Origin of the sequence: Ruegeria sp. R8_1 (genome assembly GCF_017743815.1) — a bacterium.
Taxonomy (GTDB): Bacteria; Pseudomonadota; Alphaproteobacteria; order Rhodobacterales; family Rhodobacteraceae; genus Ruegeria; species Ruegeria lacuscaerulensis_A.
In genome coordinates, this window is sequence record NZ_JAGHRL010000003.1 from 157557 (window position 1) to 180435 (window position 22879).

19 protein-coding genes are annotated in these 22879 nt (G+C 58.7%); 10 read left to right on the forward strand and 9 right to left on the reverse strand.

Going from position 1 to position 22879, the window contains the following annotated elements; all coding sequences use genetic code 11:
* Positions 1–2 precede the first annotated feature (2 nt).
* The gene (locus J7380_RS08090) at positions 3–449 is read right to left on the reverse strand and encodes an Rrf2 family transcriptional regulator (protein WP_209195274.1); all 447 of its coding nucleotides are present in this window, start codon (positions 447–449) and stop codon (positions 3–5) included.
* A 94-nt stretch (positions 450–543) separates the two neighbouring features.
* Here J7380_RS08090 and J7380_RS08095 point away from each other — a divergent pair, with 94 nt between their 5' ends.
* A complete protein-coding gene (locus J7380_RS08095; protein ID WP_209195275.1) occupies positions 544–1113 on the forward strand; it encodes a gamma-glutamylcyclotransferase family protein in 570 nt (189 codons plus the stop codon).
* Between the two features lie 66 nt (positions 1114–1179).
* Here the strand turns inward: J7380_RS08095 and gltX are convergent, their stop codons facing one another.
* On the reverse strand, positions 1180–2505 hold the full coding sequence (gltX, locus tag J7380_RS08100; protein WP_209195276.1) for a glutamate--tRNA ligase: 1326 nt from the start codon (positions 2503–2505) through the stop codon (positions 1180–1182).
* Positions 2506–2738: 233 nt separating this feature from the next.
* Between gltX and J7380_RS08105 the strand changes: the two genes are divergently transcribed.
* Positions 2739–3671: an MBL fold metallo-hydrolase gene (locus tag J7380_RS08105; RefSeq protein ID WP_170751699.1), complete on the forward strand. Its 933-nt coding sequence runs from the start codon at positions 2739–2741 to the stop codon at positions 3669–3671.
* Between the two features lie 3 nt (positions 3672–3674).
* On the opposite strand, the gene J7380_RS08110 is transcribed toward J7380_RS08105, so the two are convergent.
* The 3 genes from J7380_RS08110 to J7380_RS08120 form a co-directional block, all read right to left on the reverse strand.
* Positions 3675–5003, reverse strand: a complete 1329-nt coding sequence (locus tag J7380_RS08110) for an FAD-binding oxidoreductase (protein ID WP_209195277.1) — start codon at positions 5001–5003, stop codon at positions 3675–3677.
* A gap of 135 nt (positions 5004–5138) precedes the next feature.
* Positions 5139–5405, reverse strand: a complete 267-nt coding sequence (locus J7380_RS08115) for a hypothetical protein (protein WP_209195278.1) — start codon at positions 5403–5405, stop codon at positions 5139–5141.
* A 257-nt stretch (positions 5406–5662) separates the two neighbouring features.
* Positions 5663–7321 carry an NAD+ synthase gene (locus tag J7380_RS08120; RefSeq protein WP_209195279.1) on the reverse strand — a complete coding sequence of 553 codons (1659 nt, stop codon included), beginning with the start codon at positions 7319–7321 and terminating at the stop codon, positions 5663–5665.
* Positions 7322–7466: 145 nt separating this feature from the next.
* On the opposite strand from J7380_RS08120, the gene J7380_RS08125 reads away from it, so the two are divergent.
* Positions 7467–8933 (forward strand): 2-isopropylmalate synthase, encoded by a 1467-nt coding sequence (locus tag J7380_RS08125; RefSeq protein ID WP_209195280.1) that lies wholly within the window; start codon positions 7467–7469, stop codon positions 8931–8933.
* 6 nt (positions 8934–8939) lie between these two features.
* Here J7380_RS08125 and J7380_RS08130 read toward each other — a convergent pair whose 3' ends face one another.
* Positions 8940–9605 carry an SDR family NAD(P)-dependent oxidoreductase gene (locus J7380_RS08130; protein WP_209195281.1) on the reverse strand — a complete coding sequence of 222 codons (666 nt, stop codon included), beginning with the start codon at positions 9603–9605 and terminating at the stop codon, positions 8940–8942.
* A gap of 286 nt (positions 9606–9891) precedes the next feature.
* Here J7380_RS08130 and J7380_RS08135 point away from each other — a divergent pair, with 286 nt between their 5' ends.
* Entirely contained in the window at positions 9892–11460 is a 1569-nt protein-coding gene (locus J7380_RS08135) for a 2-isopropylmalate synthase (protein ID WP_209195282.1), read from the forward strand.
* Positions 11461–11505: 45 nt separating this feature from the next.
* Here J7380_RS08135 and J7380_RS08140 read toward each other — a convergent pair whose 3' ends face one another.
* Together J7380_RS08140 and rlmJ are read right to left on the reverse strand one after the other, a co-directional pair.
* Positions 11506–13239: an adenylate/guanylate cyclase domain-containing protein gene (locus J7380_RS08140; protein WP_209195283.1), complete on the reverse strand. Its 1734-nt coding sequence runs from the start codon at positions 13237–13239 to the stop codon at positions 11506–11508.
* Between the two features lie 122 nt (positions 13240–13361).
* Complete coding sequence (rlmJ, locus tag J7380_RS08145) at positions 13362–14147, reverse strand: 23S rRNA (adenine(2030)-N(6))-methyltransferase RlmJ (RefSeq protein WP_209195284.1); 786 nt, start codon at positions 14145–14147, stop codon at positions 13362–13364.
* 155 nt (positions 14148–14302) lie between these two features.
* Between rlmJ and J7380_RS08150 the strand changes: the two genes are divergently transcribed.
* The 6 genes from J7380_RS08150 to J7380_RS08175 are packed head-to-tail and all read left to right on the forward strand — an operon-like array spanning position 14303 to position 20867.
* Complete coding sequence (locus J7380_RS08150) at positions 14303–15349, forward strand: rod shape-determining protein (RefSeq protein ID WP_039523195.1); 1047 nt, start codon at positions 14303–14305, stop codon at positions 15347–15349.
* A gap of 56 nt (positions 15350–15405) precedes the next feature.
* Positions 15406–16308, forward strand: coding sequence for a rod shape-determining protein MreC (gene mreC, locus J7380_RS08155; RefSeq protein WP_170353465.1), 903 nt, complete (start codon positions 15406–15408; stop codon positions 16306–16308).
* A complete protein-coding gene (locus tag J7380_RS08160) occupies positions 16301–16834 on the forward strand; it encodes a rod shape-determining protein MreD (RefSeq protein WP_209195285.1) in 534 nt (177 codons plus the stop codon). The genes mreC and J7380_RS08160 overlap by 8 nt, the downstream gene beginning before the upstream one ends.
* The gene (gene mrdA, locus J7380_RS08165; protein ID WP_209195286.1) at positions 16834–18783 is read left to right on the forward strand and encodes a penicillin-binding protein 2; all 1950 of its coding nucleotides are present in this window, start codon (positions 16834–16836) and stop codon (positions 18781–18783) included. Before J7380_RS08160 ends, mrdA begins: the two co-directional genes overlap by 1 nt.
* Positions 18780–19919 carry a rod shape-determining protein RodA gene (rodA, locus tag J7380_RS08170; protein WP_170353468.1) on the forward strand — a complete coding sequence of 380 codons (1140 nt, stop codon included), beginning with the start codon at positions 18780–18782 and terminating at the stop codon, positions 19917–19919. Before mrdA ends, rodA begins: the two co-directional genes overlap by 4 nt.
* 15 nt (positions 19920–19934) lie before the next feature.
* Positions 19935–20867 carry a glyoxylate/hydroxypyruvate reductase A gene (locus J7380_RS08175; RefSeq protein ID WP_209195287.1) on the forward strand — a complete coding sequence of 311 codons (933 nt, stop codon included), beginning with the start codon at positions 19935–19937 and terminating at the stop codon, positions 20865–20867.
* On the opposite strand, the gene J7380_RS08180 is transcribed toward J7380_RS08175, so the two are convergent.
* The gene (locus tag J7380_RS08180; RefSeq protein ID WP_209195288.1) at positions 20856–22868 is read right to left on the reverse strand and encodes a M3 family metallopeptidase; all 2013 of its coding nucleotides are present in this window, start codon (positions 22866–22868) and stop codon (positions 20856–20858) included. The two genes, J7380_RS08175 and J7380_RS08180, sit on opposite strands and share 12 nt — an antisense overlap.
* Between the last annotated feature and the right edge of the window lie 11 nt (positions 22869–22879).

Sequence of the window (22879 nt, forward strand, 5' to 3'; positions counted from 1 at the left end):
TCCTATCGCACGCAGGCCACGGGTTGCAGTATCTGCAACAGTTGGTCGTTGTCGCATACCAGCGCGTCCAGCGTGATGTCATCTAACGACGCATAAAACACTTCGGCAGCATCTTGCAGCGCCAACCGCAAACGGCACGCATCGGTCAATGGGCACGTGTTGTCTGCATCGGCAAAGCACTCGGCCAGCGGCAGATTCCCTTCGACATGGCGAAAGACCGACCCGATACGAATCTGGTCAGCGGGTCTGGCAAGCGTCATGCCTCCGTTTCGACCCCTTTGCGTGCTGAGATAGTCAAGCTGACTCAGTTGATTGATCACCTGCGCCAAGTGGTTTTCCGAGATGTTGCACACTTCGGCAATCTCGGATTTGGTCACAAGCCTGTCCTGATGCGCGGCACAATACATCAGCAGGCGCACCGCAATATTCGTCCGTTTGGTAATGCGCATGGTCGCCTCCCAAATTTCAAGATGCGACCTTATTGCATGTCCGGCAAAAAAGCGGTTTGACATACATCAATCGGCGCAAAGGACACAGCGGCACATGGCAGACCCATACTTCTTTGGCTACGGAAGCCTGGTCAACCTTGCGACCCACGATTTTCCGGGTGCCCGCCCTGCCCGCCTGAAGGGCTGGCGTCGCGCTTGGAGGCATACGGACCTTCGCCCGGTGGCATTTCTAACGGCCATTCCGGACCCGGACAGCGAAATCGAAGGTATGATCGCGCATGTGCCTCGAAACGATTGGGCCGCTCTGGATGAACGCGAATGGGCCTATGACCGGGTACCCGCAACCCAAGCCGTGACACATCCCCTGACTCACGATGTGGAAATCGCCGTCTATGCAGTGCCTCATGGCCGTCACGCCGAACCGACCAATTGCCATCCCTTGCTGCTCAGCTATATCGATGTGGTTGTGCAAGGCTATCTGCGGGCCTTTGGCGAAGCCGGGGCGGACCGCTTTTTTGCCACCACTGATGGATGGGATGCTCCGATCCTGAACGACCGCGCCGAACCTCGCTATCCGCGCCACCAGCAGTTGAAACCGAACGAGACCGAATTTGTGGATACCCGCCTGCAGCATCTTTCTGCAAAACTGGTCCACTCTTTGTAAGAAAGGCCGGGAACGCTTGCCCGGCCATTCTTTGGTAGAAAATACGTGCGCCGCAGAGCGCGTTTATCACCCGCGCGCGCGGATCACTTGCAGCAAGGGCAGCAAAGTCGCCATTTCCGGTCCGCGCTCCATCCCTGTCAGCGCTTTGCGCAACGGCATGAAAAGCCCCTTACCTTTGCGACCTGTTGCCTCTTTGACGGCCTTGGTCCAGGCACCCCAGGTTTCACCGTCAAACGGGCCTTCTGGCAGCAGCGCAACGGCTTCGGCGATGAATGCCTGGTCTTCGTCAGCGATCAAAGGTTCGGCCCCGTCGCGGCAAAGATCCCACCAACCCTTAAGATCAGCCAGAGTCGTGATGTTCTCGCGCGCCATGGCCCAGAACGACTCGGCCAGCTCAGCCGGGACACCCGCATCGGCGACCGCATCGGCCACATCGGCCAGCGCCAACGATTGCAAGTGTTTTGCGGTCAGCGGAAACAGGTCCTGCACGTCGAATTTGGTCGGCGCCGCGCCAAAACGGCCAATGTCAAACCCGTCAATCAGCTCGGCCATGTCCGAACGCAATTCGACCGGATCAGAGGACCCCAGACGCGCCATCAAGCTGAGCAGAGCCATCGGCTGCACGCCCTGTTCGCGCAGATCACGCAAGGCCAGCGTACCCAGACGTTTCGACAGCGCTTCACCCTGCGGGCCAGTCAGCAGCGAATGGTGCGCAAAGCGCGGGCAGTCTCCACCCAGCGCCTGAATGATCTGAATCTGCGTCGCAGTATTGGTCACATGATCTGATCCGCGCACCACATCGGTCACGCCCATCTCGGTATCGTCGACCACCGACGCGATTGTATACAGAACCTGACCATCCCCCCGGATCAGCACCGGATCGGACACTGACGCCGCATCAATCGAGATGTCGCCCAGAATGCCATCATTCCACTCGATCCGCTCGTGATCCAGCTTGAAGCGCCACACGCCATTACCGCGCTCGGCGCGCAGGGCTTCTTTCTCGGTCTCCGACAGATCCAGCGCCGCGCGGTCGTAGACCGGCGGCTTGCCCATGTTCAGCTGCTTCTTGCGCTTCAGGTCCAGCTCGGTCGGTGTCTCGAACGCCTCATAGAAACGACCCATCTCGCGCAGCTTGTCGGCTGCTTCGGCATAGCGGTCCAGACGGTCGGACTGACGCTCGACCCGGTCCCAATGCAAACCCAGCCACTCCAGATCCTGCTTGATCGCGTCGACATATTCTTCCTTCGACCGCTCGGGATCGGTGTCGTCGATGCGCAGGATGAACGTGCCGCCTGCCTTGCGAGCGATCAGATAATTCATCAGCGCGGTGCGCAGGTTGCCCACATGGATGTAACCGGTGGGCGACGGGGCGAAACGGGTGGTTGTCATAGGTGTCTCCTGTTGGCGCGGCTCTTGTCACAGGATGGGCATTTTGTCCAGCACATGCAGGAAAACGGGGCGGCAGGAAACAAATCTGCCTTCAGATCCGGCGCGGATCGCAACATGAGCAAAAATTAACATGCTATGTTCGCTCACGCAGCCCATTTCACTGATGTGTGAACTGGCAAGTGGCCTTCACCGATCTAGGATTAAAACTGGTGCTCTGACAGGGAGAATGAGACATGACCATCAAACTGACACGCCGCGCAGCGCTCGGTTCAGCCGCAGCATTGCCTTTTGCCGCCGCTGCAACTCCGGTGCTGGCAGCAACGAACGAAACCAAAGCGAACTCGACAATCGCCAAATCGTTTCAACTGGGCGATTTCACGGTCACCTCGCTTTTGGATGGCAGTTTGCCGCGTGACGGCGCCAAAGAGATTTTCGGCGGCGGTGCCTCGGACGAGGAATTTGCCAAGGTCTCGGCCGACAACTTCATCCCTGCCGACCAAGCCCAATTCTTCTTTACCCCGACGCTGGTCAACACCGGATCCGAGCTGGTTCTGTTCGACACCGGCCTGGGTCAGGGGGGTATTCAGGCCGCTCTTGCGGATGCGGGGGTTACCGCTGATCAGATCGACGTCGTCGTGCTTACCCATATGCATCCCGACCACATCGGCGGCATGACAACCAATGATGCCCCCACATTTACCAACGCGCGTTTTGTGACCGCTTCGCCCGAATATGATTTCTGGGCAGCTCAGGATGCAGGGAACCGCGTCGGCGATCTGGTTGCCGCCAAGGTCACTCCGCAAGCTGAAAAGATGACATTCCTTGGCGATGGCGGAGAAGTCGCATCAGGCATCACAGCCGTCGCGGCGTATGGCCATACACCGGGACACACTGTCTATCACCTTGAAAGCAACGGGCAGCGTCTGGTTCTGACTGCTGACCTCGCAAACCACTATGTCTGGTCTTTCGCGCATCCCGAATGGGAGGTTCGCTTTGACATGGACAAAGCTGCAGCCACAGCATCACGCCGTAAGGTTTTGGGTATGCTGGCCGCAGATAAAGTCCCGATGATCGGGTTTCATATGCCGTTCCCTGCAGCAGGTTTTGTTGAAACACGCGGGGATGGTTTCCGCTTTGTCCCCGTCAGCTATCAGATGATGGGCTAACCTTTAATATCCTGGGTCCGGCCGCACGCGTGAGCCATCGGTAAAACGTGACAGACGAAACGCGGCCGGATCAACACATGGTGTTGTGTCCGCGACCAAATCAGCCATAAGACGGCCCGCGCCGGGCGCTATGCCAAAGCCGTGGCCAGAGAAGCCCGTGGCGATGAACATACCCGGCATCGTATCCACACCCGAAATGACAGGTATAGCATCGGGTGTAACGTCGATCATCCCGGCCCAACTCTGAACCAGTTCACTTGCCTGTAAGGCCGGAATTGCTTTCTGCGCACTCGCCCAAGCGCGGCGAAGAACCTTGCCCGAAGGATCGGGGTCCAGAACGCGGGTATGCTCGAACGGCGTGACATCCGTAGGCAGCCACGATCTGTCCTCTTGTGCTTCGACCGCCCAACGTTTGGACCATCGGAACCGGAGTGATCGCCATTCCTGCTTAAATGCGGGCAGAAAACGCCGGGCCAATCGAAAGCTGTCAGGGACGATATCCACCGTATTCTCATGGCCAGATGCTATTGTGTACCCTCCGTCCGCACGTTTGCGAATTGCGAAGTCGTCCGACCATAAAGCTGTCTCGGGACCTGCAACCGGAGAAGCCCGTAACACCGTGTTCAGCACTTTGAGCTGTGGCAAATCTATACCCGCGTTGCCTGCGAAAAGGCGGGACCAGGCGCCGCCTGCCAATACCGCGAAGTCACAGGCGACACGGCCGCGTTCAGTGAACACCCCGGCAATGCGCCCATCCTGCACATCCACGCTGCGTACTGCACAGTTGGTCATGAGCACCGCACCCCTGTCGCGGGCGGCCTCGGCGATCGCAGGGGCTGCCCACTGCGGCTCGGCCCGCCCATCGCGAGGCATGTAGAGCGCGTAGTTCAATCTAGTTTCGTGGTCCGGCAACACAGCGTCCAGTTCAGCGCCAGACAGCAATTCTGCGCCTGTCTGCAATCCCTCAACATGCTGCGCCCACCGTTCGAGGTTTTGGGCCCCGCGGCGACCCGAGGCACCAAACAGGATTCCTGACCGGGTAAATCCGGTTTTGCGCCCGACACGGTCATCAAGCCCTTCCCAGAGTTTCTGGGCCTCCAGCATCAAAGGAATTTCGCGAGGATCCCGCAAACCCAATCGCACCCAACCCCAATTGCGCGAGCTCTGCTCACCAGCTATGTGGCCTTTTTCGCAAAGTAGAACCCGTGCGCCCCGCTCGGACAGCTCCAAAGCGGTTACGGCACCAATAATTCCTCCTCCGATCACCACGACATCCACGGATTTCGGAAGGTTCAAATCTGGTTCCACGTGGGTGGGTTTCGGGCCGGGCATCTACCGCTCTTTTATCATTGCTCGGACCGCAATGAATGCCCGTCGCACAACCAGTGGCAATACGACCGAAGTCGTGGTTGTTACTATTTTCGTGATCTGTGGCTATCCAGCACAGTTTCCAAAAACCGCAAGCGCTCAGGCTGCCCCGACCAGTTCAGCCCATTTTTGCCGAAGCGAGGCAGAAAACCCGATGACTGAGTCAGGTGCAGCCTCTTCAGGCTTGTCCTCGGAGGCCGGAATCGTTGGCGGTGTTGGCTCTGGTTCCGACTTGACCGAATGCTCTTGGCTCATCAGGTCGGCAATCGCCAGGTCCAGCTTGGTTTCATCCAGAACCTGACCTTCCGATTCCATGGACTTCCACGGTAACGGAGAATGCAGCGGTTTATCGTATTCCTCACGCATGGCGATACCAAATCGTTAACACAGACATCTGAGGCGACGCGCAAATTGACCTGATCCAGTCAATCGTATGGGTTCTTCAGCCCAATTGCGTCACACCCGCCCGACATTGGGCGACAATACAGCTAAAATGTGGCGAAAAAGCGGCCTATCGACAAGGAAAACTGCCAAACAAAGGCTATTACCCCGCTCAAAGGGGATTGAGTGGAAACACTTTATCATCGCTAGGGAAATTGGATCGGGATTGCCGACAATCTATCTCAGGAGCGGTCGCGCCACCGGTTCGCTATCGGATAGCGGCGATCCAGCCAGAAGGCACGACTTGTCAGACGTGTTCCGGGCGCAGACTGAAACCGCTTGTACTCTGAGATATAGATTAGATGCTCGACCCTGCGGGCATCCGCTTCGTCAAAACCAGCAGCAACGCAATCAGCGATCGAGCCGTCCTGATCGACCAAAATATCCAAAAGCGCGTCCAACACCGGATAATCCGGCAAGCTGTCACTATCCTTCTGATCCGCGCGCAGTTCGGCGCTGGGGGGTTTGTCGATGACCGACGGCCGAATAACTTCGCCATCGGGGCCCTTCATCCAGTCGCGATGATTGGCATTGCGCCAACGGCATGTTTCGAAAACCCGCGTCTTGTACAGATCTTTGATCGGGTTATAGCCGCCATTCATATCGCCATAGATCGTGGCATAGCCCACGGCGACCTCGGATTTATTACCGGTGGTCAGCAACATCTCGCCGAACTTGTTTGATATGGCCATCAGCAGCAGCCCGCGCAGACGGGATTGAATGTTTTCCTCGGTCAGATCCTCGTCTCGCCCGGCAAAGAGCGGGGACAGAGTCCCAGTAACGGCCGCCCGGCTATCCGAAATCGGAACATAGTCGTAATGCACGCCCAGTGCCTTGGCGACCGCCTCGGCGTCGTCCAGCGAGGCCTGGCTGGTATATTCCGACGGCAGCATAACACAGCGCACATTCTCGGCCCCAAGCGCATCCACGGCAATCGCGGCAACCAAAGCCGAATCCACCCCTCCGGACAGTCCAAGAACACATTTTTTGAACCCCGTTTTACCCATGTAATCCCGCAGAGACTGGACCATGGCGCGGTAGTCTTGCTCCCATGCATCGGGCTGCGGCACGATATCTGCCGGCACGATACGCCACCCGTCGTCCCCACGCTCCAGATCAACATGAGTTAGGGCCGCGTCAAAAACGGGCATTCGGAAAGCAAGCTCTCCGCCCGGGTTCAGGCCAAAAGTCGCGCCGTCAAATACCTGGTCGTCCTGTCCACCGACCATATTCAGATAGATCAGGGGCAACCCGGTCTCGATCACACGTGCAACCATGTGATTCAGGCGGATATCGTATTTGTCGCGAAAATAGGGCGAACCATTCGGGATCAGCAGGAACTCGGCCCCGGTCTCTTCCAGCGTCTCGGCCACATCCGGATGCCAACTGTCCTCGCAGATCGGGCTGCCGATGCGCGTATTGCCAACTGAGTAAGGCCCGCCCAAAGGGCCTGAATCATAAAGGCGCACTTCGTCGAATACGGTTTCATTGGGAAGATGATGTTTCAACACCTTGCTACTGACCTTGCCGCCCTTCAGAATCAGGTAAGCGTTGTATAGATGGCCGTCTTCCACCCAAGGCCCGCCGATCGCCAAAGCAGGTCCATCTGCACATTTCGCGGCCAACGCCTCGATAGCGGCCATGGCAGTGCGATGGAAAGCAGGCTTCATGACCAGGTCCTGCGTATTGTAACCGGTTATGAACATTTCCGGCAACGCCACCATGTCGGCCCCTGCGGTGCGCGCTTGTTCCCATGCGTCAAGCGCCTGCGCCGCATTGCCTTCGATATCCCCCACAGTCGGGTTGAGTTGCGCCAGAGTGATGCGGAAACGGTCGGCCATGCTGCCCTCTTGCCCTCGTCAGTCTTATGCCATTTAGCAGATCGCAGCGCGAGTGAAAGGCAAATGCGGCAAAAGCCGTTGCCCTGCCCCCTGCGGTATCTTAGTTTTGCGCAAAAGGATGATAACCGGGCAGGTTGGAACGATCATGAATGCATTCCGCACCTCAATTGCTGTAACGGCCCTGGCCTTGATGGCCGGAACCGTTAGCGCGCAGGAAGGACAAGTGATCACGGCCGATGACGAGGTCGGCGGCGTCTACGAAGGTACGTTTCTGAACGGCCTGCGCCACGGAACCGGCACGTATCGCCTACCGGACGGGTTCGAATACACTGGCCAGTGGTCCGAGGGCGAAATTCAAGGCAGCGGCATTGCCCGATACGCGAATGGGTCGATCTACCAAGGTATGTTTGCAAAGGGTCAGCCCGAGGGACGTGGCAAGATCATCTATGCTGACGGTGGCAGCTATGAGGGCGACTGGGCTAACGGCACGATCAACGGCACCGGCATTGCGACATATGCGAACGGTCAACGGTACGAAGGTGAGTTCAAAGATGCCAAGCGTCACGGCAAAGGCATTCTGACCAATCCGAACGGCTACACCTATGACGGTGATTGGGTCGAAGGCGTCAAGCAGGGCAAGGCCAAAATCACCTGGGCAAACGGTAACGTTTATGAAGGCGACGTCCTAAGTGGGCAGCGCCATGGAGAAGGCACTCTGACCGTTCCCGACGGCATGACCTATAGCGGTGCGTGGCTTGAAGGTCGGATGACCGGAAAGGGCCGGCAGGTTCTGGCGAACGGAGACGTCTACGAAGGCGACATGGTGGACGGGCGCCGTCAGGGCACCGGCAAGGCGACCTATGTGAACGGCACGACATACGAAGGCGCGTATGTCGATGACCGTCGAGAAGGCAAGGGCCGCTTTGTTGGCGCAGACGGGTTTGAATATAACGGCGAATGGTCCGGAGGCCAGATCGACGGGTTCGGCGAGATGACCTATCCTGACGGCTCGGTCTATGTGGGGGATTTCAGCGTCGACCTGCCCCACGGCAAAGGCGTCCACACTTACCCGGATGGCACTGTCTACGACGGTGACTGGATCGCTGGCATCTACGAAGGCCGCGGAACCGTCACCTATCCCAACGGCGTAGTCTATTCGGGCCAGTTCAGGAATGGCCTGAGCCATGGCTCAGGTGTTCTGAAATTGGCCAATGGCTATGTATACGAGGGCGAATGGGTTGACGGAAACCGCCAAGGCACTGGCAAAGCCAGCTTTCCGGATGGCACAGTCTACGAAGGCGAATTCCTTAACGGCAAGCGGCACGGCCAAGGTACCGTCACCACTGCACGCAATTTCACATATACCGGTGGGTGGGTTGACGGAAAAATCAGTGGTAGCGGTATCGCGACCTATGCCACCGGCGACGTCTACGAGGGCAATTTCCGCGACAATAAACGCCACGGTGACGGCACCATGCGTTATGCCAATGGAGAGGTCGAGACTGGCACCTGGGAAAACGACGTCTTGCCCAGCAGCAGCGAGGCTGAGACGACGGCGCCAGAGGAAACCCCGCCCGCGTCCCAACCGACCGAGACACCCTCGGACGGGTAGCTCAGGCTACCACGGAACGGTCTGCCCCGCCCAATCGAAGAAGCCGCCGGTATCAGCATGGGTCAGCGATTTAACCACAGCCAACAGGTTCTGAGCCGCCTGGTCCGGCGTAACTGCCGGATGTCGACCTAAGTATTTCTCGGTGAACGCGGTTTGAACCGTGCCGGGGTGCAAGGCCACGCAAACACTTTGTTTATGCGTCCGCGCCAATTCGATCGCGGTTGTATGCACAATCTGGTTCACGGCGGCCTTGGCCGCGCGGTAACTGACCCATCCACCCAACCGGTTGTCGCCGATGGACCCTACGCGGGCCGAAAGCACGGCAATCAAGCAGCGCCTGTCACGGGGCATCAGTCTGGCTGCGTGCCCCAGAACCAAAGCGGGGCCTACCGCGTTCAATGCGAACTGATCCATCATGGCCTGCGCAGACACTGCCTTTATCGACTTTTCCGGCGCGGCCCCCTCGATCTCAAGCGCGCCGGACGCGACAAAGATCATGTCATAAGGGCCAGTCAGCGTGCCGAGAATCGCGTTGGATTTGTCCGGATCCATCAAATCGAACCCGTCCGCAGACCGCGACAGGGTCGTGACTGAAACAGATTGCCCAAGTAGTCGCGCGTGAAGGGCTGAACCGATCCCCCCGGACGCGCCGATGATAAGTGCCGTTTGCATGCCTCTTCACCTAGCAGCCTGCCCTCACCAATCAATATTTCCCGAAAAACAAACACGACCGGTAACAAGCTGCAAATTCCGTCTTTTCATTCGCAGCGCTGTCTGTATAACCTCAACCCCATGATCAACCGCGCAGATATCCTTATTGCCGACACCGCCCTACGCGGTGCGTCGCTGCGTGGCCTACTGATCCTAATCCGCCTCTGAGCGTGCCATCCGGCGCGCCCGCTCAGAGGAGGACGCCCGCGCGCCATAGGCTTTAGGACAGAAGAAGAAAGAGATTCCCATGACCAACGTGACCGACCAAGACCGCGTCTTGATCTTTGACACCACTTTGCGCGACGGCGAACAAAGCCCCGGCGCAACCATGACCCATAACGAAAAGCTCGAAATTGCTGAACTGCTGGACGAAATGGGCGTCGACATCATCGAGGCCGGTTTCCCAATCGCCTCCGAGGGTGATTTCAAAGCTGTCAGCGAGATTGCCGAGCGCTCGAAAAACAGCCGTATCTGCGGTCTGGCCCGCGCGAATTTCGCAGACATTGACCGCTGCTGGGAGGCGGTGAAACACGCACGCCAGAACCGCATTCACACCTTCATCGGCACTTCTCCGCTGCACCGCGCCATTCCGAACCTGACCCAGGACGAGATGGCCGAGAAGATCCACGAAACGGTCAGCCATGCACGCAATCTGTGCGACAACGTGCAGTGGTCGCCGATGGATGCCACCCGGACCGAGTGGGATTACCTGTGCCGCGTGATCGAGATCGCGATCAAGGCGGGCGCGACGACGATCAACATCCCCGACACGGTGGGTTATACCGCTCCGGTCGAAAGCGCCGACCTGATCAAACGCCTGATCGAGACCGTACCGGGTGCAGATGAGGTGGTTTTCGCCACCCACTGTCACAACGATCTCGGCATGGCGACGGCGAACTCGCTGGCCGCCGTCGCAGGCGGCGCGCGACAGATCGAGTGTACCATCAATGGTCTCGGCGAACGCGCCGGCAACACCGCGTTGGAAGAGGTCGTGATGGCCCTTCGCACGCGCAATGACATCATGCCGTGGCACACCGGCATCGACACCACCAAGATCATGCATATCTCGCGCCGCGTGGCGACGGTGTCCGGGTTCAATGTGCAATTCAACAAAGCTATCGTCGGCAAAAACGCCTTTGCGCATGAAAGCGGCATCCACCAGGACGGGATGCTGAAGAACCGCGAAAACTTTGAGATCATGCGCCCCGAAGATATCGGCTTGTCCGGCACGTCTTTGCCGTTGGGCAAACACTCGGGCCGCGCGGCCCTGCGCGACAAGCTGGAGACCCTGGGCTTTGATTTGGGCGACAACCAGCTCAAGGACATCTTTGTTCGGTTCAAGGATCTGGCCGACCGCAAGAAAGAGGTCTTTGACGACGACCTCATTGCCTTGATGACCATGGATCAGCACGACGACTATTTGCAGCTCGTGTCGATGAAGGTGACCTGCGGCACAGGCGGCCAAGCCGAGGCTACGGTCGAACTTGAGATGGACGGCAAGGATATCATCGCCACCGAACATGGCGACGGTCCGGTAGACGCGACTTTCAAGGCAATCCGCTCGATCTATCCCAACAAAGCGCATCTGCAACTCTATCAGGTCCACGCAGTGACCGAAGGAACAGACGCCCAAGCCACGGTGTCTGTTCGGTTGGAAGAGGACGGCATGATCGCCACCGGCCAGTCGGCGAACACCGATACCGTCGTCGCCTCGGCCAAAGCTTACATCCACGCGCTGAACCGCCTGATTGTAAGACGTGAAAAAGCGGGTCCGGGCGCTGATGCGCGCGAGATCAGCTACAAAGATTTGACCTGACCGAACGGCGGCCCGTCTTTGCGGGCCGCTTTTTCGTTGCAAAGGTCAGGACAACCCGGCCTTTTGCATCCCATCCACAAAATGCCGAAAATCTTCATCGCTGGCGTAGTGCAGCATGCCTTCAATATCAGCGATCTTGAACTCTGGCTGGGCCTCGTAAATTGCGTCAACGTAAGCTCGCGCTTCGACCTGGTTTCCCAGCCACGCATGGCAGGCAGCTACATATGCGTTCTGAAGCGTGTCGAGGGCAGGCAACCGGGCGAAATCCTCTAATGCCTGATCATACTTCTTGGCACCGAACCGCGCCTTTCCAAGATGGCTCCAAAACCGTGCAGGGTGGTGAGGGTTCAGACGCATCGCCTTTTGTATCCACTCGGCACCTTCATCGGCACGACCCGACCATGTCAGCAATTCGCCCATCTGAACCACAACCAGATCGTAATTCGGGTTCAGCGACAGCGCGCGTTCCTGATGATACCGCGCCCGGCCGAGGTTGTTTCGCAAAATCTCTACCGCAGCCATCAAACGATGAACATCCGCGTCGTTATCATCCAGAGAAGCGGCCTTGAGGATCGCCTTTTCACACTCGCCCAGCATGGCTTCACGATCATCGCACCAACCGTATCCCCAGGCCTGACCGCGGATACAACCGCTCCAGGCATGGGCGTGCGCGTAATCCGGATCCAGTTCAATAGCGCGATCGATCAACTTTGTCGCCTCGGCATTATCCTCGCGCGTGCTGCGGTGATGCAGGACTTTCGCGGCCAAAACGCATTCATAGGCTGCAAAACTGGAAGGTTTCTTGCGCGTCAGCCCCTCTTGCTGCGAGGCTTCGATACGACCGGGAAGTGTGGCAACCACGGCCGAGATAACCTCGTCCTGTATTGTGAAAATGTCATCCAGGTCCCGATCATACTTCTCAGCCCAGACATGGCCATCACTGTAACTATCAATCAGCTGAACGGTGACACGTACCCTGTTGCCAGCCTTTCGGACACTACCTTCGACGATGTATTGCGCACCCAGCTTAGCACCCACTTCGCGTACATTCACAGCCTGTCCCTTGTAGACAAAACTGGAATTGCGCGAGATCACGAACAGCTCATGCCGGCGGCTCAACTCGGTCAGCAAATCTTCAGTAAGACCGTCGGCAAAAAACTCCTGATCGGTATCTCCACTCATGTTTGCGAAGGGCAAAACCGCGATAGAGGGTTTGACCACTTTGGTATCGCCGTCACCTGCTGACGCATCGTCTGCAACCGTGCCATCCAAAGCGACCCGATAGGCATGAACAGGTTGAGACAGGTTCTTAAGTGTCAGATCGCCTAGATCATCATATTGCAACTCCAATCGGTCCGAGACTTGTTCATGCACCGCGCCCGAGATCAGAACCTCACCGGCATTTGCAGATTGCTCAAGCCGGGCGGCAATATTGACGCCGCTACCAAAAATATCGCCATCCTCGAAAATGATCTCATCCAGATTTATGCCGATACGAAAGTGAATACGCTGGTCCTTCGAGACATCCGCATTGCGACGCAGCATCCGGTTCTGCACTTCGACAGCACAGGTTACGGCGTCGCTGGCACTGGGAAATTCAACCAGCATTCCGTCGCCCGTCGTCTTAATAATCTTTCCGCGGTTCTTGTCGATGGCCGGGTCGATCAACTCAATCCGGTGTGTGCGCAGGCGGGCAAGCGTGCCTTGCTCATCAGCTTCCATCAGGCGACTATAGCCCACCATGTCAGCGGCCAGAACCGTGGCTAGTCGGCGATCCATCCCGCACCTCCTAGACCAAAGTCTAGGACCGAACACCCCATTTCCAAAACAGATTTTGTAAAAACACCCAAGGCGTGTATCGCAAAGACGCGAATGCCCTGATCAAGTGTATTCAGGCATCTTCAGAGCTTGGCAAACAACGCATCCAAACGGCGCATCTCATCCGCAATTCCGAACGGCGCATTTACAACGAGCATCCCTGATCCGATCATGCGATGCCCTTCGCGCGCGGCGGGAAATCGGACTTCGTGACACTCGACCTTTGGTAAGTCTTGCCCTTGCAGCGCCGCGACCATCGACTTGTGCCGCCCGTCCGCAAGGATTGGATACCACAAGGCAATAACGCCTACGTTCCATTTCCGATGCACTTTAGAGATAAAACCCGGCAGCCGGTCATACTCTGACTTCACCTCGTAGCTCGGATCAATCAACAGAACCCCTCGCCGCGGCGTTGGCGGCAGAAGCGAATGCGCCAACTCATATCCGTCCTGCTTGTAGGTTTTTGCTCCGAACCGCGACACGGCCAGCGACAAGGCGCCGAATTCTTGTGGATGCAGTTCGGCCAAATGCATTCTGTCCTGATCGCGAAGCAAATTACCCGCAATCAGGGGTGAACCCGCATAGGCGTGCCGTCCGTGTGTCGCCTGAACCTGCGTCAGCGCACGTGACAGCGGATGATCCGCTGCGAACCAACCTTCGCGCTGCACCCGCTTTATCCCGGCCAAAGCTTCGCCTGTTCGCACTGCTTCATCCGCGTCCAAGTGATACAAACCACGACCTGAATGTGTTTCGAGATAGGTCAATGGTTTGTCTTTTTGGGTCAAATATTCCAGCACCCACGCCAACAAAGCGTGCTTTTGCACATCAGCCAGATTTCCAGCATGGTAAATATGTTGATATGAGAGCATGTTGCCTTCTAAAGTCCCTATCATTAAGGCGGAAAGGTGCTGATTGACGCGGAATCAGCCCTTTTACCGGGCGAGATGGCACCCTATAAGACATCCGTCCCGGAACCGTCGAGTCGCGGGCAGTGGAAATTTTGACGAACGGGATCATTGAAAACATGGGAATCTTTGGCAATCTGGGCGGCCTGTTCACGGCGGACATGGCGATTGACCTTGGGACAGCGAACACGCTGGTTTATGTCAAAGGGCGCGGTGTGATCCTGTCGGAGCCTTCGGTTGTCGCCTATCACGTCAAGGACGGTGTCAAAAAGGTGCTGGCCGTCGGTGAGGACGCCAAGCTGATGCTGGGCCGAACCCCCGGCTCGATCGAGGCGATCCGTCCCATGCGCGAAGGCGTGATTGCTGATTTCGACACTGCCGAGGAAATGATCAAGCACTTTATCCGCAAGGTGCATAAACGGTCGACCTTTTCGAAGCCCAAGATCATCGTCTGCGTGCCACACGGTGCGACCCCCGTAGAAAAGCGCGCGATCCGTCAGTCGGTTCTGTCGGCAGGTGCGCGCCGCGCGGGCCTGATTGCCGAACCGATTGCAGCCGCCATTGGTGCAGGCATGCCGATCACTGACCCGACCGGCAACATGGTCGTTGATATCGGCGGCGGCACCACCGAAGTTGCCGTTCTGTCGCTGGGCGACATCGTCTATGCGCGCTCGGTCCGCGTCGGCGGAGACCGTATGGACGAGGCGATCATCTCGTATCTGCGGCGTCAGCAGAACCTGCTGGTGGGCGAATCTACTGCGGAACGCATCAAGACCACCATCGGCACTGCGCGGATGCCAGACGATGGCCGTGGCCAGTCAATGCATATCCGGGGCCGCGACCTGCTGAATGGCGTGCCCAAGGAAATCGAGATCAGCCAAGCCCAAGTGGCCGAGGCGCTTTCGGAACCTGTTCAACAGATTTGCGAGGCGGTGATGACCGCACTGGAAACCACACCGCCCGATCTGGCTGCGGACATTGTGGACCGTGGCGTTATGCTGACCGGCGGCGGCGCGCTGCTGGGCGATCTGGACCTTGCGCTGCGCGAACAGACTGGTCTGGCTGTGTCGATTGCCGATGAAAGCCTGAATTGTGTGGCTTTGGGCACCGGCAAAGCGCTGGAATACGAAAAACAACTGCGCCACGCGATTGACTACGAAAGCTAAGGCGCGCACCCTTTCGGGGTAAGAACTCGGGCAAGAGCAGCACGGGAAGGTAACCTGTGGCAAACGACCGATCACAGCGCGATGAATACACGGCACCTCTGCGCCGCTTGTTGCTGGGGATTGTTGTGCTTTGCCTGTTGGGCATCTTTCTCGTCTGGCGCATCGACAGCCCTCGGGTTGAACGTTTCCGCGCGCAAGTGGTCGACAAGGTTGTGCCCTCGATGGAATGGGCGATGGTTCCGGTCACCGGCATCGTGAATCTGGCCCGCGACTTCCAAAGCTATCAGCGGCTGAGCGAACAGAACCAGGAACTGCGCAGCGAGTTGCGCCTGATGCGTGCCTGGAAAGAGGCCGCCCTGCAGTTGGAACAGGAAAACGCGCGCCTTCTGGACCTCAACAACGTACGGCTTGACCCGCGTCTGACCTATATCACCGGTGTCGTTATGGCCGACAGCGGCTCACCCTTTCGGCAATCGGTTTTGCTGAATGTTGGTGAACGCGACGGCATAATGGATGGCTGGGCAACGATGGACGGTATTGGCGTGGTAGGGCGCATCTCGGGCGTTGGCCCCGACACGGCGCGGGTCATCCTATTGACCGATGCCTCAAGCGCTATTCCCGCGACGATTCAGCCTTCGGGCCAGACTGCACTGATCGCGGGCGATAACACATCCGCACCCGCCGTCGAGTTTCTGGAAAATCGCGAACTTGTACGACCGGGCGACCGTGTTGTCACGTCAGGTGATGGCGGAGTGTTTCCCGGCGGCCTGCTGATCGGCCAGATCACGGCCGATCCGGGCGGGCGCCTGCGTGTACGCTTGTCTGCGGATTTCGAACGGCTGGAATTCTTGCGTGTTCTTCGGTTCCACTCGGCTCCTGCCATCGAAGACTCGGGGGATATCGTCGGACCGCGACGTCCAGAAGCCGCCCTGACACCAGCAGAGGTCGGAGATGGATAGGAACGCGTCTCAGCTTTGGACCAAGCGCGCATTGTATCTGTTTCTGGCAATGCTGATCTTGTTCATGCACCTTCTTCCGCTGGATACGAAACCGGACCGCTGGCCCTTTCCCGATCTGCTGATAGCGTTGACGTTCGCGTGGGTCATGCGCCGGCCCGAATTTGTGCCGATTCCGCTGATAGCGGTTGTGATGCTGACTGCCGACTTGTTGCTTCAGCGTCCGCCGGGCCTGATGGCGGCATTGGTGGTCATTGGCGCGGCCTATCTGCGAACAGCATCGCTGGGCATGAGAGATGCCGGTTTTCCAAGTGAGTGGATGACATCAGCGGTGGTGATCACGGCAGTTTTTGTGCTCAACCGCGTTATCCTTGCTATTGTGTCCGTGCAACAGGCGACATTGGGGCCCGTCGTGATTCAAGTGGTTCTGACAATAGCTATTTACCCTTTGATCGTTCTGCTCAGTCAGAGCGCTTTTGGCGTTCAACGCATATCCGCCGCCGAAACCGGCACGATGGGGGCACGCTGATGAAGCAACACAAGCCCAAATCACAAGGACTGGCTTATAAGCGCTTACCCCGTCGGGCCTTGATTCTTGGCGGGTTGCAAGCTGCCTTTATCGGGGGTTTGGCCGCTCGCATGCGTTATATGCAGGTCGATCAGGCCGATGAATACCGCCTGCTGGCCGAAGAAAACCGCATCAACATTCGCCTGATCCCTCCGACCCGCGGACGTATCTATGACCGAAACGGTCAGATCATCGGGCAAAACTCACCTTCCTACCGTATCGTGATGGTCCGCGAGGACGCAGGCGATGTGGACGAAGTGCTGACGCGGCTGTCGTCCCTGATTCCGCTGACCGAAGACGAAATGGAACGCGCCAAGACCGAGATGCGCCGTTCGGCCCCGTTTCTTCCGGTCACGTTGGCTGATCAGGTCACATGGGAGGATATCTCGAAAGTCGCCGTCAATGCGCCCGCCCTGCCGGGGGTGACACCCGAAGTCGGCATGACGCGGCAATATCCGCGCTACGAGGACTTTGCCCATGTGGTCGGATATGTCGGCCCAGTCAGTGATTATGACCTAAGCCAGATCGACGACCCCGAGCCGGTTTTACGCATCCCCCGCTTTCAAATCGGCAAGGTTGGACTTGAGGCCAAGCAGGAAAGCACCCTGCGCGGCAAGGCCGGGGCCAAGCGGGTCGAAGTCAACGCCACCGGTCGCGTCATGCGCGAATTGGACCGGCAAGAGGGCGAGGCCGGCGCCGATCTGCAACTTTCCGTCGATGCCGATCTGCAGCAATACGCGCAAGCCCGTTTGGAGGGTGAAAGCGCTGCGGCGGTGGTGATCGACTGTGAGACCGGCGATATCCGTGCGATCAGTTCAGCCCCCAGTTTTGACCCCAACCTGTTTGTGCGCGGTATCTCGGTTGGGGATTACCGAACCCTCACACAAGACAATTACCGCCCGCTTGCGAATAAGACAGTCCAAGGCACGTACCCTCCGGGATCAACCTTCAAGATGATCACCGCCATGGCCGCGCTTGAGGCCGGAGTGATCGGCCCCGGCAATACCGTTTATTGCCCCGGCCATCTCAAGGTGGGCAGCCGCCGTTTCCACTGCTGGAAGCGCGGCGGGCATGGGACAGTCGATCTGAACCTTTCGCTCAAGCGCAGCTGTGATGTCTATTACTACGATGTGGCACTGCGGACCGGTATCGACAAGATTTCCGACATGGCGCGTGTTTTCGGGCTGGGTGTCAAACATGACATTCCGATGTCGGCAGTTGCGGCTGGGCTGGCCCCGAACCAGGCATGGAAAGAGCGGGTACACGGTGAAAGCTGGCTTGTGGGCGACACAGCAAATGCGTCGATTGGTCAGGGTTTCATGCTGGCCTCACCTCTGCAGCTTGCGGTCATGACTGCACGGATCGCCACCGGACGTGAAGTGAAGCCAAGACTTGTTCGTTCGATTAACGGCGTCGAAGAACCCTCGGGCCTGGGTGAACCTTTGGCGGTCAACCCGAACAATCTTGAACAGGTGCGCAAGGCCATGTTCTCGGTCTCGAATGATCGGGGTGGTACCGCCTATCGCAGCCGCATCATTGCTGACGATCTGCGCATGGCTGGCAAGACCGGCACCAGTCAGGTGCGCAACATCACCAAGGCCGAACGTGCCGCAGGCGTGATCCGAAACGAAGACCTGCCATGGGAACGCCGCGACCACGCGCTGTTCGTCAGCTTTGCCCCCTATGACAAACCCAAATACGCAATCGCTGTTGTTGTAGAACACGGCGGAGGCGGCTCTAAGGCCGCCGCACCCGTCGCGCGGGATATTATGCTACAGGCGCTTTACAACGGCACGCCCCCACTCGAAGCCTATCCTGTCGCAGACCGGGAACGCATAAAGGAACAACAGAAACAGCTTGAAGGCGACCGCCGCCCCAAAGCGCGTCCAACCACAAAGGACCGCGCATGAGCTATCTTGAATACGCCGTCAAATCCACGCCATCGGGGTTCCGCAAGTTCCTATACATGAACTGGCCCCTGACGCTTTTGCTGATCAGCACGGCCAGCGCCGGGTTCCTGATGCTGTTTTCCGTGGCCGGAGGATCCTGGACCCCGTGGGCCGAGCCCCAGATGGAGCGTTTTGGTCTGGGCCTCACAGTGATGTTCATCATCGCGCTGGTTCCGATTTGGTTCTGGCGAAACATGTCTGTTTTGGCCTATCTGGGCTCAATCGGGCTGCTGATCATGGTTGAGCTTTTCGGAACAATCGGTATGGGCGCGCAGCGCTGGATTGATCTGGGCTTCATGCGGCTGCAACCCTCCGAGGTGATGAAAGTGGCGTTGGTGATGGTACTGGCCGCATACTACGACTGGCTTCCCTCGCATAAAACCTCACGCCCGATATGGGTTCTGATCCCGGTTGCGCTGATCCTGATCCCGACGGCGCTGGTCCTAAAGCAGCCCGATCTGGGCACGTCGATCCTGCTGCTTGCGGCGGGCGGAGGACTGATGTTCCTGGCCGGTGTCCACTGGGCCTATTTTGCCGCCGTCATCGCGGCGGTGGTCGGCCTGATCGCAACCGTGTTCAACAGCCGCGGGACCGAGTGGCAATTGCTTAAAGACTACCAGTTCCGTCGCATTGATACGTTTCTGGACCCGTCGACCGACCCCCTGGGCGCGGGGTATCACATCACCCAGTCCAAGATCGCGCTGGGATCAGGGGGGTGGAATGGGCGCGGCTTCATGCAAGGCACGCAATCGCGCCTGAACTTCCTGCCGGAAAAACACACCGATTTCATCTTTACCACCTTGGCCGAAGAGTTTGGCTTTGTCGGCGGGATCACTCTGCTGACGCTATACGGGCTGATCCTTGTGTTCTGCCTAGTCACGGCGCTGTCGACCAAGGACAGGTTCTCGTCGCTGGTGACGCTGGGCATCGCGCTGAACTTCTTCCTGTTCTTTGCCGTCAACATGTCGATGGTGATGGGGCTGGCCCCGGTCGTGGGTGTGCCCCTGCCGATGGTCAGCTATGGCGGCTCGGCGATGCTTGTTCTGATGGCGGCCTTCGGTATTGTGCAAAGCGCCCATATCCACCGTCCCCGCTGATTTGAAAGGCCCCCGATGCCCGTAAACGTTCTGTTTTCCGCGCGCCCTGAATTGTGGCCCGTGTATGAACCACTGCTGACTAAAGGGTTGGAACAAGCAGGCGTGGATACCCATCTTGCCACCGACCTGCCGGCCGATCAGGTCGACTATGTGGTCTATGCCCCGAATGGAGGGCTGCTGGATTTCACCCCCTATACGCACCTCAAGGCCGTGCTTAGCCTCTGGGCCGGGGTCGAGAAGATCGCGGGCAACGCCTCTCTGACCGTCCCGCTGGCGCGGATGGTCGATCACGGGCTGACGCAAGGCATGACCGAATGGGTGGTCGGCCATGTGCTGCGTTATCATCTGGGGATAGACCGCCATATCACCCTGCAGGACGGCACATGGACACCCGAGGCCCCACCGCTGGCCCCTGAACGCACTGTCTGTATTCTGGGCCTTGGCATGTTGGGCGAGGCATCCGCGCGGGCACTAAAGGCGCTGGGTTTCAACGTCACAGGCTGGAGCCGCTCGCCCAAAGACATCCCCGGCGTCACCTGCCTGCACGGCGATGAAGGGCTGCGCGACGCGCTGGCCAGCGCCGAAATCGTCGTTCTGCTGCTGCCCGACACGCCTGCGACCGAGAACCTGTTGAACGCGGAAACCCTCGCCCTGCTGCCCAAAGGCGCGCGCCTGATCAATCCGGGCCGAGGCCCTCTGATCGACGACGACGCCCTGTTGGATGCATTGAACACAGGGCAGATCGGCCACGCCACGCTGGACGTGTTCCGGGTTGAGCCTCTGCCCGCTGATCACCCTTATTGGGCGCATCCAAACGTGACGGTCACGCCGCATATCGCCTCGGAAACGCGGCCGGTGACAGCCGCGCAGGTGATCGTTGAGAACATTCGACGTGGCGAGGCGGGCGAACCCTACCTGCACCTCGTCGATCGCGCTTTAGGCTACTAGCCCGCGCCCTTTCAGCAACGCCTCGACCCCCGGCAAGCGGCCCCGGAAGGCCAGATACAGGTCTTCGGCCTCGCGCGATCCTCCGGTGGACAGGATGTTCTCCTCCAACGCTTTGGCGCGGTCGGGGTCGAATGCCCCTCCGGCCTCTTCAAAGGCGGCGAAGGCGTCGGCATCCATGACCTCGGACCACATATAGCTGTAATAGCCCGAGCTATAGCCGTCACCCGCAAACACATGCGCGAAATGCGGCGTGGCGTGGCGCATCCCGATGGCCGGAGGCATCCCCAGACCGTCCAGCACCTGCGCCTGTTTCGCCATCGGATCGGCGGGGGCCGCACCGTCGTGGAATTCCAGATCGACCAGCGCCGAGGCGACATATTCGACCGTCTGAAACCCCTGATCGAAATTGGCGGCCTTCAGCACCTTGTCCAGCATGTCCTGCGGCATCGGTGCGCCGGTTTCGGCATGGGTGGCGAACTCGGCCAGAACTTCGGGCACTTCCAGCCAGTGTTCGTACAATTGGCTGGGCAGTTCGACGAAATCGCGCGCCACTGATGTGCCGGAGATGCTTTCATAAGTCACATCTGACAGCATCTGATGCAGCGCATGGCCGAATTCATGAAACAGTGTCCGCGCATCATCATATGACAGCAGCGCCGGATCGCCCTTGGCGAAGTTGCACACATTGATCACGACCGGGGCCTGTACCTTGGGGAATTTGGCCTGAGACCGCATCGCACTGCACCACGCCCCGGATCGTTTGGACCCGCGCGCAAAGTAGTCCCCGATGAACACCGCGATATGCTGGCCATTGCGCGTGACCTCCCACGCGCGGCAATCGGGGTGGTAGAGCGGCACATCCAGCGGCGCGAACTCCAGCCCGAACAGACGGTTGGCACAGGCAAAGGCGGCCTCGATCATCCGGTCCAATTGCAAGTAGGGTTTCAGCGCGGCCTCATCCAGATCATGCTCGGCCTTGCGGCGCTTCTCGGCATAGTAGCGCCAATCCCACGCGGCCAGAGGGCCATTGACCCCATCCGCCTGCATCATCTGCGTCAGAATTTCCGCATCCGCGTCCGCGCGGGTCTTGGCGGGTTCCCAGACCTGCATCAGCAGGTCGCGCACTTTGTCCGGCGTGCGGGCCATCTCGGTTTCCAACTTGTAGGCCGCGAAATTGTCATAACCCAACAGCTTGGCGCGTTCTTCACGCAGGGCAAGGATTTCGGCGGCGATCTCGCGGTTGTCCGTCTCGCCCCCGTTGGCGCCACGTGCGGTCCATGCCTTATACGCGGTTTCCCGCAGATCGCGGCGGGGCGAAAATTGCAGGAAAGGGACAATAACGGACCGCGACAGGGTCACAACCGGGCCATCTGCGCCCTTTTCCTGCCCTGCGGCGCGGGCCGCATCCACGACGAAGTCGGGCAAACCGTCCAGATCATCCTCGGACAGGGGCATGAACCACGTGCGCTCATCCGCCAGCAGGTTCTGGGTAAAGGATGTCCCCAGCGAGGCCAGCCGCGCCTTGATCGCCTGCATCCGCGCGTCCGCATCCCCGGTCAGCGCCGCGCCTGCGCGCACAAATCCGCGATGGGTCAGCATCAGCACCCGCGCCTGTTCCTCGGTCAGGCCCAGATCATCCTTGCGGGCCCACAGGTCGGCCACCCGCTGAAACAGCGCCTTGTTCGACGAAATCCCCGAGAAATGCGCCGCCAGCTTGGGCGAGAAATCCCGCTGCAGCTTTTCACGCGCCGGGTTGCTGTCGGCCCCGGCCACGGTGAAAAAGACGGACAGAACCTTGTCCAACTGCTCACCCGCGGCCTCAAGCGCCTCAACCGTATTGGCGAATGTGGGCGCATCTGAGTTGCCTGCAATCGCGTCGATCTGCGCGTTGTGAGCGTTTAGGGCCGCATCGAGCGCGGGGGCGAAATCAGTGTCGGCAATCGTGTTAAAGGGCGCGATTTCAAACGGTGTGGTCCAGTCGGACAGGATCGGGTTTGTCATGAAACTCTCCT

Excerpts from the sequence above, each read along its gene's own strand:
- rodA (WP_170353468.1), top strand. The coding sequence starts at position 18,780 with ATGAGCTATCTTGAATACGCCGTCAAATCCACGCCATCGGGGTTCCGC.
- J7380_RS08175 (WP_209195287.1), top strand. The coding sequence starts at position 19,935 with ATGCCCGTAAACGTTCTGTTTTCCGCGCGCCCTGAATTGTGGCCCGTG.
- J7380_RS08150 (WP_039523195.1), top strand. The coding sequence starts at position 14,303 with ATGGGAATCTTTGGCAATCTGGGCGGCCTGTTCACGGCGGACATGGCG.
- J7380_RS08125 (WP_209195280.1), top strand. The coding sequence starts at position 7,467 with ATGAATGCATTCCGCACCTCAATTGCTGTAACGGCCCTGGCCTTGATG.
- gltX (WP_209195276.1), bottom strand. The coding sequence starts at position 2,505 with ATGACAACCACCCGTTTCGCCCCGTCGCCCACCGGTTACATCCATGTG.
- J7380_RS08160 (WP_209195285.1), top strand. The coding sequence starts at position 16,301 with ATGGATAGGAACGCGTCTCAGCTTTGGACCAAGCGCGCATTGTATCTG.
- J7380_RS08115 (WP_209195278.1), bottom strand. The coding sequence starts at position 5,405 with ATGCGTGAGGAATACGATAAACCGCTGCATTCTCCGTTACCGTGGAAG.
- J7380_RS08105 (WP_170751699.1), top strand. The coding sequence starts at position 2,739 with ATGACCATCAAACTGACACGCCGCGCAGCGCTCGGTTCAGCCGCAGCA.
- J7380_RS08095 (WP_209195275.1), top strand. The coding sequence starts at position 544 with ATGGCAGACCCATACTTCTTTGGCTACGGAAGCCTGGTCAACCTTGCG.
- rlmJ (WP_209195284.1), bottom strand. The coding sequence starts at position 14,147 with ATGCTCTCATATCAACATATTTACCATGCTGGAAATCTGGCTGATGTG.
- J7380_RS08120 (WP_209195279.1), bottom strand. The coding sequence starts at position 7,321 with ATGGCCGACCGTTTCCGCATCACTCTGGCGCAACTCAACCCGACTGTG.
- J7380_RS08130 (WP_209195281.1), bottom strand. The coding sequence starts at position 9,605 with ATGCAAACGGCACTTATCATCGGCGCGTCCGGGGGGATCGGTTCAGCC.
- J7380_RS08180 (WP_209195288.1), bottom strand. The coding sequence starts at position 22,868 with ATGACAAACCCGATCCTGTCCGACTGGACCACACCGTTTGAAATCGCG.
- J7380_RS08110 (WP_209195277.1), bottom strand. The coding sequence starts at position 5,003 with ATGCCCGGCCCGAAACCCACCCACGTGGAACCAGATTTGAACCTTCCG.
- J7380_RS08140 (WP_209195283.1), bottom strand. The coding sequence starts at position 13,239 with ATGGATCGCCGACTAGCCACGGTTCTGGCCGCTGACATGGTGGGCTAT.
- J7380_RS08135 (WP_209195282.1), top strand. The coding sequence starts at position 9,892 with ATGACCAACGTGACCGACCAAGACCGCGTCTTGATCTTTGACACCACT.
- mrdA (WP_209195286.1), top strand. The coding sequence starts at position 16,834 with ATGAAGCAACACAAGCCCAAATCACAAGGACTGGCTTATAAGCGCTTA.
- J7380_RS08090 (WP_209195274.1), bottom strand. The coding sequence starts at position 449 with ATGCGCATTACCAAACGGACGAATATTGCGGTGCGCCTGCTGATGTAT.